General features: G+C 32.0%; 9 protein-coding genes and 1 rRNA gene (1 of these 10 cut by a window edge). All 10 read left to right on the top strand.

The features are described from left to right. Window positions 1-45: 45 nt before the first annotated feature. Window positions 46-1,206, top strand: coding sequence for a 4-hydroxyphenylpyruvate dioxygenase (gene hppD / locus KV700_RS10200; protein WP_218597827.1), 1,161 nt, complete (start codon window positions 46-48; stop codon window positions 1,204-1,206). A gap of 231 nt (window positions 1,207-1,437) precedes the next feature. Continuing rightward, on the top strand, window positions 1,438-2,355 hold the full coding sequence (locus KV700_RS10195; protein ID WP_218597826.1) for a tryptophan 2,3-dioxygenase family protein: 918 nt from the start codon (window positions 1,438-1,440) through the stop codon (window positions 2,353-2,355). A 101-nt stretch (window positions 2,356-2,456) separates the two neighbouring features. Then, on the top strand, window positions 2,457-3,227 hold the full coding sequence (locus tag KV700_RS10190) for a DUF3108 domain-containing protein (RefSeq protein ID WP_166387920.1): 771 nt from the start codon (window positions 2,457-2,459) through the stop codon (window positions 3,225-3,227). 100 nt (window positions 3,228-3,327) lie between these two features. Next, entirely contained in the window at window positions 3,328-4,596 is a 1,269-nt protein-coding gene (locus tag KV700_RS10185; RefSeq protein WP_166387922.1) for a peptidoglycan DD-metalloendopeptidase family protein, read from the top strand. Between the two features lie 6 nt (window positions 4,597-4,602). Further along, the gene (pgi, locus tag KV700_RS10180) at window positions 4,603-6,171 is read left to right on the top strand and encodes a glucose-6-phosphate isomerase (RefSeq protein WP_166387924.1); all 1,569 of its coding nucleotides are present in this window, start codon (window positions 4,603-4,605) and stop codon (window positions 6,169-6,171) included. A 288-nt stretch (window positions 6,172-6,459) separates the two neighbouring features. Beyond that, complete coding sequence (locus KV700_RS10175) at window positions 6,460-9,069, top strand: carboxypeptidase-like regulatory domain-containing protein (protein ID WP_218597825.1); 2,610 nt, start codon at window positions 6,460-6,462, stop codon at window positions 9,067-9,069. 103 nt (window positions 9,070-9,172) lie between these two features. Further along, window positions 9,173-9,595 carry a hypothetical protein gene (locus KV700_RS10170; RefSeq protein WP_166387928.1) on the top strand — a complete coding sequence of 141 codons (423 nt, stop codon included), beginning with the start codon at window positions 9,173-9,175 and terminating at the stop codon, window positions 9,593-9,595. A gap of 43 nt (window positions 9,596-9,638) precedes the next feature. Beyond that, a complete protein-coding gene (locus KV700_RS10165) occupies window positions 9,639-10,367 on the top strand; it encodes a 1-acyl-sn-glycerol-3-phosphate acyltransferase (protein WP_166387930.1) in 729 nt (242 codons plus the stop codon). A gap of 4 nt (window positions 10,368-10,371) precedes the next feature. Next, a complete protein-coding gene (locus tag KV700_RS10160; RefSeq protein ID WP_166387932.1) occupies window positions 10,372-11,355 on the top strand; it encodes an acyl-ACP desaturase in 984 nt (327 codons plus the stop codon). A 1,464-nt stretch (window positions 11,356-12,819) separates the two neighbouring features. Beyond that, window positions 12,820-14,169 (top strand): 16S ribosomal RNA (locus KV700_RS10155) (it continues 168 nt past the right edge of the window).

Here is a 14,169-nt window from a genome sequence, read left to right as displayed (position 1 = left end):
GACCTCACAGGTTTTTAAAACCAGTGAGGTCTATAAAATATAAAGATGGCAAAAGAAATAAAATCAGTAAACTACGGTTTAGAAAAAATATTTGAAGGAGCACAAGATTTCCTTCCATTGTTAGGTACAGATTATGTAGAATTTTATGTGGGTAACGCAAAACAAGCAGCACACTTTTATAAAACAGCATTCGGCTTTCAATCGCACGCATATCGCGGATTAGAAACGGGTTCAAAAGATTCAGTGAGTTATGTGTTAACACAAGACAAAATAAAGTTAATGCTCACAACGCCGTTAAGCAGCAAATCTCCCATAAATGATCATATTGTAAAACATGGCGACGGCGTAAAAATTATTGCACTTTGGGTAGAAGATGCTAGAAAAGCGTATGCAGAAACAACTTCCCGCGGAGCGAAATCTTTTATGGAACCAACCGTAGAAAAAGACGAACATGGTGAGGTTGTTAGGGCAGGAATTTATACGTACGGAGAAACCGTACATATGTTTGTTGAGCGTAAAAACTACAACGGCGCATTTTTACCAGGTTTTCAAAAATGGGAATCAGACTACAATCCGCCAGCAGCAGGTTTAAAATACATAGACCACATGGTTGGTAATGTGGGTTGGAATCAAATGAATACTTGGGTGAAGTTTTATGAAGATGTTATGGGCTTTGTTAACTTTTTATCTTTTGATGACAAGCAAATTCATACAGAATATTCTGCGTTAATGAGTAAAGTAATGTCTAACGGAAATGGAAGAATCAAATTCCCGATAAATGAACCTGCAGAAGGAAAAAAACGTTCCCAAATTGAAGAATATTTAGATTTTTACGAAGGTGCTGGTGTGCAACATATTGCCGTTGCCACAGATGATATTATAAAAACGGTTGGTCAATTAAAAGCGAACGGGGTAGAATTTTTATCAACACCACCAGAAGCATATTACAGAGCGGTTCCTGGAAGATTGGAAGAACATAGTCACGAGTTAAAAGAAGATATCGAAAAACTAAAAGGCTTAGGTATTATGATTGATGCAGATGAAGAAGGCTATTTACTACAAATTTTTACAAAACCAGTAGAAGATAGACCTACCTTATTTTTTGAAATCATTCAAAGAATGGGCGCTAAAGGTTTTGGAGCAGGAAACTTTAAAGCGTTGTTCGAATCTATAGAAAGAGAACAGGCCAAGAGAGGAACGCTTTAAAAAAAGAATCAAGATTTTTAGAACCATGAATTAAGACTAAATTTAGTAAACAGTTATAAATTCATTATCCTGCAAATATTCAAAAACCTTGTGGGTATTATCTGTAATTAAGATAAACTGTGAATATTTAATGCTCTATTAATATCAATTTTTATATTAAATTGCCATTAAAGTCCAAGAATCAAAGTTTATCTTGTCTCTTGGTCCTATAAATCTTGATTTTTTAAAAACATGAACAGAGAAGAAATACTAAAAGCAATAGAAGAAAAATACGATAAATTAGGTGTTCCTGTAGATTCTATGCTTGAGGGTTTGCTTTGGAGTACACCGATTACGTATTGGGATTATATACAGACAGACGCGCTTTTAGGTTTGCAAACTCCAAGAACCACACAACCAGATGAAATGGTTTTTATCATGTATCATCAAGTAAACGAGTTGTTGTTTAAAATGATTTTGTGGGAAATTGATCAGGTTGCAAAAACAATAGAAGTTACTGCAGATAAATTTTCTTTGCATTTAGGTAGAATCAGTCGCTATTTTGATATGCTTTGCAGTTCTTTTAATGTGATGGCAGACGGAATGGAGAAAGAACAGTATCTAAAATTTAGAAACACATTAACGCCTGCAAGTGGTTTTCAATCCGCGCAATACCGTAAAATAGAATTTGCTTCTACAGAATTAATTAATTTAATTGATGTCCGTTTTAGAGATGAAATTGATAGAAGTTCGTCTTTTAAAAATGCCTACAATCACTTGTATTGGCAAGCTGCAGGTAAAAATTATACAACTGGTCAAAAATCTACTTTGTTAAATCTTTTTGAACAAAAATATATGGGAGATTTTATCGATTTTATGGAAGATTACAATGATATTAATTTGTCTTTAAAATTTAAACAACTACCCAAAGAGGTTCAAGAAAATAAAGAATTAATTAAAGCCATGCGTCATTATGATTATACAGTAAATGTAAAATGGGTAATGGCACATTACAACGCAGCTGCAAAATATATTGGCGGAAAAGAAAAAGATTTAGAAGCCACAGGAGGTAGTAACTGGCGTAAATATATGCATCCCAAATATCAACGAAGAATTTTTTTTCCATATTTATGGAGTGAAGATGAATTGAAAAATTGGGGAACATTTTAAGTCCATTTATTACTTAGAGAGACGCCCTTAAATAGTTAACAAGTTGCTTTTTATCGTTTTGGAACGGTAATTGTCATTACTTTTTTATAAGTTTGATTTTTATGAAAAAATACACCCTATTATTTTTTGCCCTACTTTTTTTGACAACTACTAATAGTCAAGAACGTTTAAACGCTTTTAAAAGTGGAGAGTTGTTGCGTTATAAAATGAGTTATAGTGGTTTTTTAAGAGCTGGAACTGCGGTTTTAGAAGTTAATGAAAAACAGCTTAATGGTAAATCGGTTTTTTATACAAAAGGAACTGGTTGGACTTCTGGCATGATAAAGTGGTTTTTTGAAGTAGATGATGTGTATGAATCTTATTTTGATAAAGATTCTGTAAAACCTTATCTTTTTAAAAGAAAGATTGATGAAGGTGGTTATAAAAAACATAGAATTACATCTTTTAATTATAACTCTAATAAAGCTTATGTTCAGGATTTTACTCGTCAAAAAGATACCTCAGTAGCTTTTTCTAATGTACAAGATATACTTTCTTCTTTTTATTATTTAAGGAATAAAGATGTTACAGGTATGAAAGTAGGAGAAGAAATTGCTATTGATATGTTTTTAGATACTCAAATATATCCTTTTAAACTACGTTTTTTAGGAACAGAAACTTTAAAAACAAAATTCGGTAAAATAAATACATTAATTTTTAGACCCTTGGTGCAATCTGGTAGAGTTTTTAAAGCGCAAGAAAGTGTTACGCTTTGGATAACTGCTGATGCAAATAAAATTCCAATAAAGATAAAAGCAGACTTAGCTGTTGGGTCTTTAAGGGCTGAATTAGAGTCTTATAAAGGCTTAGCAAACCCCTTCGTTAAAAATTAAGAAATTTTTAACGAAACCGCTATCGGAAGTTCATAAAGATAGCACCCTTAGAAATATTTTTTATTTGTACTTTTGAAATTACATTCAATAGCATCTATTCTTGAGAAAAATAATCTTCCTTTTAGTCTTAATTACCTCAATATCATCTTGTAAGAAAGAGGTTGAGAAAACCGTTACACCTCCAAAAAAAGTGAAGCCTAAACCCATTTTTAAATATGGGTATAATATGGATGATTATAAATTAATTCAAGACACTATTAGAAGTGGTGAGAGTTTTGGTGAAATTTTAGATAGACACCATGTTGGCTACCCTAAAATTAGTGAAATATCTAATTCAATAAGAGAAGAGTTTGATGTTAGAAGGTTAAGAACAGGGAAACCTTACTTAATTTTATCTAGTAAAGATTCCTTGTCTAAAGCTAAAGTTTTTATTTATAAAAATAGTGTAATAAATGCGACAGTTATTGATTTTAAAGATTCAATAATTAAAGCACATGTATATGAACAACCTATAAAAACTGTTGAAAGAATTGTAGAAGGAGTAATCTATTCTAACCTTTCTAATACTATGGATAGTTTGCATTTATCAGCAAATTTAACATATGCTGTAGCAGATATTTATGCTTGGACTTTAGATTTTTACAAGCTTCAAAAAGGAGATTCTTTTAAAATTACTTTTGAAGAAAAATTTATAAAAGATTCTCTTTTTGCAGGTTATGGAGAAATTAAATCGGCAGTATTTAATCATAACGGAACTAACTTATTTGCCTTTAAATATGTTTCAGATTCTATAAAAGGAATTTCTGAGTATTACGATGAAAATGGAAACATGTTGCGTAGTCAATTCTTAAAAGCACCTATAAAATTTCAATACAGAATTTCTTCAAGGTATAATTTAAGAAGAAGAATTGCGTATTATGGTAATAAAATTAGGCCTCATAAAGGCACCGATTTTGCGGCAAAAATAGGAACACCAATTTTAGCAACAGCAAGCGGAACAGTTGTAGAATCTACAAGAAGAGGCGGTAACGGTAAATTTGTAAAAATTAAACACAACAGCACCTATTCTACACAATATTTACATATGAAAAATCAAAATGTAAAGAAAGGACAATATGTAAAACAAGGAGCTGTAATTGGTTGGGTAGGTATGACAGGTAATTCTGGAGGTCCACACGTGTGTTATCGTTTTTGGAAACATGGCAAACAAGTAGATCCGTTTAAAGAGAAATTACCTTCTGCAGAACCTTTAAAGAAAACTTTATTACCCGATTATTTAAAGTTTATTAAACCGCTTAAATATCAATTAGAAAATAAAATTCTTCCGGTTAAAGAACCAGAGGTTATAGAAAAAATAGCACAAAATTAAACTAAAATGGCTTTAAAAAATATCAATCCAACTACAACAAATGCTTGGAAAGCATTAACAAATCATTTTAATGATATTAAAAATATCAGCATAAAAGATTTAGATAAAGAAATAAATAGAAAAGAAGATTTTTCTTTAAAGTTTGATGATTTATTAGTAGATTTTTCTAAGAATAGAGTTAATAAAGAAACGATTAATTTATTAGTAGAATTAGCTAAAGAGGTAGATTTAAAAGATGCCATTGATAAGCAATTTGCAGGTGAAGTAATTAATGTAACAGAAGGTAGAGAAGTTTTACATACTGCATTAAGAAGTACTTCTGATGAACCTATTTTAGTAGAAGGAAAAAATATTAAACCACAAATACAAGCTGCTTTAAGAAAAATTAAAAGTTTTTCTAACAAAGTTATTTCGGGTAAATGGAAAGGATATACAGGTAAATCTATTACAGATATTGTAAATATTGGTATTGGAGGGTCTGATTTAGGACCAGATATGGTGGTAGAATCTTTAAAGTTTTATAAAAATCAATTAACAACACATTTTGTTTCTAATGTAGATGGAGATCATGTTTCTGAAGTGATGAAAACTTTAAACCCAGAAACTACTTTATTTGTTATTGTTTCTAAAACATTTACAACGCAAGAAACAATTACAAATGCAGAAACACTTAAAAACTGGTTTTTAAAATCGGCAACTATTTTTGATATCCCAAAACACTTTGTAGCAGTTTCTACAAACTTAGAAGCAGTAGATAATTTTGGAATAGATAAAGCAAATGTTTTTCCTATGTGGAATTGGGTTGGTGGTCGTTTTTCTCTTTGGTCTGGAGTTGGTCTGTCTATTAGTTTATCTGTAGGATATGATAATTATAAAGAACTTTTAGAAGGAGCAGAAGAAATGGATCTTCATTATAAAAATGAAGATTTCGAGCATAATATTCCTGTAATTTTAGCATTGTTAAGTGTTTGGTATAACAATTTTTACGGAGCAGAAACAGAGGCTGTTTTACCTTATTCTCAATATTTAGCAAAACTACCTGCTTATTTACAACAAGCTATTATGGAAAGTAATGGTAAAGGTGTAGATAGAAATGGTGAGAAAGTAAATTACCAAACAGGTACAATAGTTTGGGGAAGTACAGGTACAAATATGCAGCATGCTTTTATGCAGTTGGTACACCAAGGAACAAAGTTAATTCCTGCAGATTTTATTGGTTACAAAGAATCTTTATATGGTTTAACAGATCATCATAAAAAATTAATGTCTAATTACTATGGGCAAATGGATGCGCTAGCTTTTGGTAAAACAAAAGAAGAGGTGCATTTAGAATTAAAGTTTTCTGGTGATGAAGATAAAATTTCTAAACTGTTACCTTTTAAAGTATTTGAAGGAAACAGACCAAGTAACGCTATTCTTTTCGATAAATTAACACCACGTTCTTTAGGGAAATTAATAGCAATGTATGAGCATAAGATTTTTACACAAGGTATTTTATGGAACATTTATAGTTATGACCAGTTTGGTGTAGAGCTAGGAAAAGAAATGGCTAAGAAATTATTGAATAAATCTTAAAACATAATTTTAAAGAATTTCTATTTTACAATAACCCGCCATTTGGCGGGTTATTGCGTATGTATAATATTGGTTTTCATATTTTTTGTTGTTTATTAAAAATGTTAAATATTTAGTAACTTTAAATAAAGGGCCTATTTTGTTGTAATAATATAGTTTTCAGTTAAGAAAGTGTAGTTTTAGTACTTTAGGTGTCTTAATTTTTTGTTAAAGCTTAACATTAGCTTAACATTAAACGTCTGTAAAAAGAGGAATTTTGCAGAACATTTAATAACATAAAATTAAAAAATGAGAAATTTTAAAAACTTATTATTTGTAGCTCTACTATTAGTAACAGCTACTGTTTTAGGACAAACTAAAATTACTGGTATGGTTGTAGATAATACAAACCAACCTTTACCAGGCGCAAGTGTTGTTGTAAAAGGCACAACAAACGGTACATCAACAGATTTTGATGGAAAATTTACGCTAACAGCAGATACTAATTCTGGTACTGTTAAAGTTTCATTTATTGGTTTTGAATCAAAAAATGTAACTTTTTCTTCTTCGAAAGCAAATCTAGGGTCAATTCAATTAGATGAAGACGCAAATTCTTTAGATGAAGTTGTTGTTGTTGGTAAAGGTGTAATTGATTTAGCTGGAGGAAGAAAAACCCCTGTTGCAGTTTCAACAATTAAAGCTGCAGAAATTCAAAAGAAAATTGGTACACAAGATGTAACAATGGCTTTAGTTAATACTCCTTCTGTTTATGTTGCTGGACAATCTGGTGGTTTTGGAGATTCTAGAATTTCAGTTCGTGGTTTTGATCAAACTAATACTGCTTTTTTATTAAACGGACAGCCAATTAATGGTATGGAAGATGGTAAAATGTATTGGTCTAACTGGTCTGGAGTAAATGATATTGCAAGCGCAATACAAATTCAGAGAGGATTAGGTGCTTCTAAATTAGCTATTTCTTCTGTTGGAGGTACAATGAACTTTGTGACAAAAACTACAGATAAAAAAGAAGGTGGTTCTTTTTATGCAGGAACTGCAAATGATAGCTATTATAAAACATCAGTTTCTTATAATACAGGTGTTAATGAGAAAGGTTTTGGAGCAAGTATTATGTTATCTCATTGGCAAGGAGATGGATATAATGATGGGAGTAAAGGTCAAGGTCAAACATATTTTATATCTTTTGGGTATAAACCAAATGATAATCATAACTTTAACTTCTTAATTACGGGTGCTCCACAATATCATGATCAAAATTTTTCAAAAAGTATAGCTACTTTTTTAGATAAAGGATTAAAATACAATGATAATTGGGGTACTTATAAGGGTGAGTATATGTCAGAACGAAGAAACTTCTATCATAAACCTGTCTTAAACTTAAACTGGGATTATACAATCTCTGATGCTTCTAGTTTATCAACAGTAGCTTATGCTTCATTTGGTGTTGGTGGTGGAACAGGAAATAGAGGTAGTAGAGTAAGAACTGCTGATGGTCTTATTGATTATGATGCTATTTATGCAAACAATGCTACCGCAGTAGATGGTAACTTTGGAAACAGTGCATATATTACAAGATCTTCTATGAATAACCACAAATGGTTTGGTGTGGTTTCTAATTTTGAGCATAAAATTAACGAAGCTCTTACTTGGAATGTTGGTGCAGATTTAAGAACCTATTATGGTACCCACTTTAGACAAGTTGAAAATTTACACGGATTAAATTCTTGGACAGAAGATAGAAAATTAAAAGGAACAGATAATATTGCTGATGGAACAGTGGTAGCTGTTACTGCAACAGAAAGTTTTGATGCTAATCCTTGGGGTACTATGTTTAATTCAGCAGATGAGAACCAAAGAATTGATTATGACAATAGTGAAAGAATATCTTACGCAGGTATATTTACTCAATTAGAGTATTCTAAAGATGGTTTATCTGGGTTTTTTCAAGGAGCTTTATCTAGTCAACATCACCAAAGGTTTGATAGATATGATTATGAAGCAGAGCACCAAGACTCAGAAAAAGTTAATAATGTAGGTTACAATATTAAACTTGGTGGAGCATATAAGTTTGATGATAATAGTTCTTTTTATACGAATACTGGTTATTATTCTCGTCAACCATACCATGATAATATCTTTAACAGTTACAACAATGCTATTAACCCTTCTTCTCAAAATGAAAAAATCTTTGGATTAGAATTTGGTTATAGTTATTCTTCTGAAAACTTTAAAGCTAATGTAAACTTATATAGCACAAGTTGGAAAGATAGAGTAGATGCGAGTTCAAGAATTTCAGGAGGTGTTCTTACTACAAAAGAAACAACTGGTCAAAGTCAATATCATAAAGGAGTTGAGGTAGATTTTATTGCGAAGGTTACTTCAAGTATTAAATTAAAAGGTTTCTTATCTGTTGGTGATTGGGAGTATGTTGGTAATGTAACTTCTAGAACTTTAGATGAAGATAGAAATATTATTGCTGCACCAACTTTAGTCGATGTAGATGGAGGTAAAGTAGGTGATGCAGCTCAATTTTCTACTGGTTTAGGTTTTGATTATAATATTTTTAAAGGATTAAGTATAGATTCTGATTATAGATTTTATGACAAGTTATATTCAAATGTAAGTGCTGTTAAGGAAAATTTAGAATTACCATCTTACGGATTATTAGATTTTGGAGTATCTTATAAATTTAATTTAGGAACTGAAGGAAATAAATCATTAAGCTTAAGAGCAAACATGAATAACGTTTTAGATAAAGAATATTTATCTGAATTAAGAACTAATATTACAAGTGGGTCTAGCGATGCTAATGGTACATTGTACAAGGGTATAGATACTGCAAATGAAGGTTATTTTGGATTCGGTAGAACTTGGAATGTAAGTCTTAGATATAATTTCTAATTATTAAATTTAAAATTATTTTAAAAAACCACCTCAATCGAGGTGGTTTTTTTATTATTAAAATTAGTAACTTTACACCTTTAAAAATTTATTAAAAAATATAATGAAAGACGTACATTCATATTGGGCTTATTTAGTTTTAGCCATTTTAATCTTTACAGTATTTAATGCTGTTACAGGTGTTATTAAAAAAAGAGCTTTTACAGACAAAGATTTAAGATTAGGGTTGTTTACCTTAATTCTATCTCATATTCAATTATTAATTGGGTTAGGATGGTATTTTATGTCGCCTTGGTATAAAGCATTAAAAGCAAACGGAAGCGAAGTTATGGGAGATAAAGCAGCTAGATTATTAGCAGTAGAACACCCATTAATGATGGTTATTGCCATTGTATTTATTACAATAGGTTGGTCTAAACATAAAAAGCAAACAGAAGATGTAGCAAAATTTAAAACATTTGCCATCTTTTATGGTATTGCTTTATTATTAATTCTTTCTAGAATACCTTGGAGTAACTGGTTTTAATAACTAACATTTCTGTATTTACAGAAACATTTATTAGAGTTCAATGAAAATTTTAAGTTATATAGTATCTCCAATTTTTATATTGGTGTTTTTTTTAAGTCTAGTTATATTTCATCCATTACAATGGTTGGGTTTAAAAATATTTGGATATAAAGGACACCAGTTAGTGGTAGATTATATGAACTGGTTTTTATCCAAAACACTTTTAATTTTAGGAGTAGTAGTAAAGATAGATAATAAGCAAAAATTACCAGAAAATTGTACGCTCGTATTTGTCTCTAATCACCAGAGTATGTTTGATATTTCGCCAATTAGTTGGGCGTTTAGAAAACATCAACCAAAATTTGTATCAAAAAAAGAATTAGGTAAAGGCATACCAAGTATCTCATTTAACCTAAGACATGGCGGTGCAGCACTAATAGATAGAAAAGATCCAAAACAAGCAATTTCCGCTTTAATAGCCTTTTCTAAAAAAATAAAAGAGAATAAATGGAGTGCCGTTATTTTTCCAGAAGGAACAAGAAGTAGAGACGGTAAACCTAAACAGTTTGCAATAAACGGACTAAAAGTCATCGCAAAAGTCAATAAAGAGGGCTATATTGTGCCGATTACCATAAATAATTCTTGGAAAATTTTTAAATACGGAAAATTTCCATTAGGTTTAGGTAGCCCAATTACATTTACAGTACATCAACCCGTAAAAATAAACTCTTTACCTTTTGATGAATTATTAGAAAAAACAGAATCAGTTATTAAAGAATACATAAAATAAAAATATGTCTATACATAATGTAAGAAAAGAAGTGATGCTAACTTTAGAAAAAAGTATGGATCGTTTCATGGAAAAATATTTAATCCCTGCAGAAAAAATCTGGCAGCCAACAGATTTTTTACCCAATTCTCAAAAAGACTCTTTTATTTCAGAAGTAGAAGAAATTAGAGAATTATCTAAAGAATTACATGACGATTTTTGGGTTGTATTAGTAGGAGATACCATTACAGAAGAAGCATTGCCAACCTACGAATCTTGGTTACTAGATTTAGATGGAGTATGCCAAGACCCAGACAATAGTTGGGCAAAATGGGTAAGAACTTGGACAGCAGAAGAAAACAGACACGGAGACGTTTTAAACAAATACTTGTATTTATCCGGTCGAGTAAATATGCGTGAAGTAGAAATTTCTACACAACACTTAATTGCAGACGGTTTTGATATTGGTACTTCAACAGACCCATATAAAAACTTCGTGTACACAAGTTTTCAAGAATTAGCAACCTATATTTCACACAACAATGTAGCTAAAATTGCACGTAAAAAAGGACACAAAGCATTAGCTAAAATGTCTAGAATTATTGCAGGAGACGAAATGCGCCACCACCATGCATATACAGAATTCGTAAAAGAAATATTTAAAATAGACCCTAGTGAAATGATGTTGGCTTTTCAACACATGATGAAATATAAAATTGTAATGCCTGCAATGCACTTAAGAGAATCTTTTGAAGAAAAAGGAACTCTGTTCGATGATTTTTCAATTGTTGCACAAAGAGTTGGTGTTTATACAGGTTTCGATTACGTAGACATTATAAGAAAGTTAAACGAAGCTTGGGAAATTGATAAAATTACAAATCTTACGCCAGAAGCAGAAAAAGCTAGAGATTATCTAATGAAGTTACCAGACAGAATGTACAGAATTACAGAAAGAATTGTAGTTCCTCAAACAGACTTTAAATTCAAATGGATGATAAATCCTAGTTAGTATTAGAAGCTGTTTCCTGCTTTCCGTTATATCTTTTTGTAAAAAACAAAAAGGATGTCACTTCAATCAGGGCTAAACCAGTTTGCTAACTTGTATCATAATTAAACAATTTTTTTTGTTTAATGTAGCAATCTCTTATAAGAAATATCAGCCCCTTCAAGTTTTAAAAACCAGAAGGGGCTTTTTTATAAAACCCAAAGTTTACGTTTTCTATTACATTATGAGGTCATTTTTTTTGTTGTTTATTTAAAAGTGTTCGTCTGTTAAGAATTCCTAGTAAAGGAAATAGAATAAAACCTTTTATAACAACTTCAAAATTTGTCACATACAAATATTGAGAAGTCCCACGACAGTGATAATACAAAGCCCTACGCAAAACCTATGCAGTAAAAAAGGTGCAGCGAATTAATTAGTAGTTCTAGATAGTTTCAGAACCTAATTCCGAGAACAATAAATTTAGCCTCTTCAGGTTTCAAAAACTAAAAAGGATTTGTTTCCTATAAATATCCATCATTCGTATGAAAGCCTGTTTTAAGAAGGAAACAATTTTACTTTCCATTTATATCTAATAAATACTCAATAGACAAATGTTTTATTTAGTAAGAGGATCTATGTTCTTATTTTTTTAGTAAAATCTATATTAAAGGGATCATTTCAATATTCCATGAGTAGACTTCTTATATAATTTCCCCAAAAAATAAATTAAGAACAAACATCGCGCCAAAAATGGAGTTATCATTAACTAGTAAAACAGACTTCAAGTACAATATATTTAAAAATAATATCTATTTCAACAAGCTTCAAAGTAGAAAAAAAATAATTCACATTAAAATAGGCTACTCAACTCTTCTATGTTTTCTATGCTACTATGTGTTAAAACCATCCCTTGAACTCCAAAATAAATTGTAAATCCAAGTTCTTCAAAATAAAATAAAAAAAAGATGATTTATAACTCTTTTAAAATAAGTGTTTTATAACTTAATGTAAAATTAAATTAAAATAAAGGTTAAAAGATAGCTGTTAGATTAAAAAGGAGTTGTAAGTTTGCACCCGCTAACAGCAATATTAGTTTGTTAGTTTCGTTCATTTATAGTTTGCTTTTAAATCTCAAAAAACATTCATCAGAAGGTGATTAAGATTTAATTTTAGCGTTGAAATTAAAATAAAAAAAAGTTTAATTTTTTATTGTCAGATTAGAAATAGTTTGTATATTTGCAGCCGCTAAGAAATACAGCAAAAACGATCAAAGAAAATTTGGAATGACTATTAAAAAAGTCAGTTAGTTCGATTCTAGCATTTCTACAAAGTTTTAACCAATAAATAACTTTAAGTTGTTTATTAAGATTAAAACAAAGTTCATTGAAAATATTGAAATTGACAGCGTAATTAAAGAGTAGAATAACCATGTTTAGATTTATTTAAACAAATTCTTTTGAAACTTATTCATTAAAATATTTAAAATATACAATGAAGAGTTTGATCCTGGCTCAGGATGAACGCTAGCGGCAGGCTTAACACATGCAAGTCGAGGGGTAACATTGTGCTTGCACAGATGACGACCGGCGCACGGGTGCGTAACGCGTATAGAACCTACCTTTTACTGAGGAATAGCCTTTAGAAATGAAGATTAATGCCTCATAGTATTGAGACTCGGCATCGAGTTTTAATTAAAGATTTATTGGTAAAAGATGGCTATGCGTCCTATTAGTTAGATGGTAAGGTAACGGCTTACCATGACTTTGATAGGTAGGGGTCCTGAGAGGGAGATCCCCCACACTGGTACTGAGACACGGACCAGACTCCTACGGGAGGCAGCAGTGAGGAATATTGGGCAATGGAGGCAACTCTGACCCAGCCATGCCGCGTGAAGGATGACTGCCCTATGGGTTGTAAACTTCTTTTATACAGGAAGAAACACTGGTATGTATACCAGCTTGACGGTACTGTAAGAATAAGGACCGGCTAACTCCGTGCCAGCAGCCGCGGTAATACGGAGGGTCCGAGCGTTATCCGGAATCATTGGGTTTAAAGGGTCCGCAGGCGGTCAATTAAGTCAGAGGTGAAATCCCATAGCTCAACTATGGAACTGCCTTTGATACTGGTTGACTTGAGTCATATGGAAGTAGATAGAATGTGTAGTGTAGCGGTGAAATGCATAGATATTACACAGAATACCGATTGCGAAGGCAGTCTACTACGTATGTACTGACGCTGAGGGACGAAAGCGTGGGGAGCGAACAGGATTAGATACCCTGGTAGTCCACGCCGTAAACGATGGATACTAGTTGTTGGGTGTATGCTCAGTGACTAAGCGAAAGTGATAAGTATCCCACCTGGGGAGTACGGTCGCAAGACTGAAACTCAAAGGAATTGACGGGGGCCCGCACAAGCGGTGGAGCATGTGGTTTAATTCGATGATACGCGAGGAACCTTACCAGGGCTTAAATGTAGTCTGACAGCTTTAGAGATAGAGTTTTCTTCGGACAGATTACAAGGTGCTGCATGGTTGTCGTCAGCTCGTGCCGTGAGGTGTCAGGTTAAGTCCTATAACGAGCGCAACCCCTGTCGTTAGTTGCCAGCATGTTATGATGGGGACTCTAACGAGACTGCCTACGCAAGTAGTGAGGAAGGTGGGGATGACGTCAAATCATCACGGCCCTTACGTCCTGGGCCACACACGTGCTACAATGGTATGGACAATGAGCAGCCATCTGGCAACAGAGAGCGAATCTATAAACCATATCACAGTTCGGATCGGAGTCTGCAACTCGACTCCGTGAAGCTGGAATCGCTAGTAATCGGATATCAGCCATG

It is taken from the genome of Polaribacter sp. NJDZ03 (assembly GCF_019263805.1).
GTDB lineage: Bacteria > Bacteroidota > Bacteroidia > Flavobacteriales > Flavobacteriaceae > Polaribacter.
The sequence above is the reverse complement of the archived record's forward strand: the minus strand, read 5'-3'. Positions and strand labels throughout refer to the sequence as shown.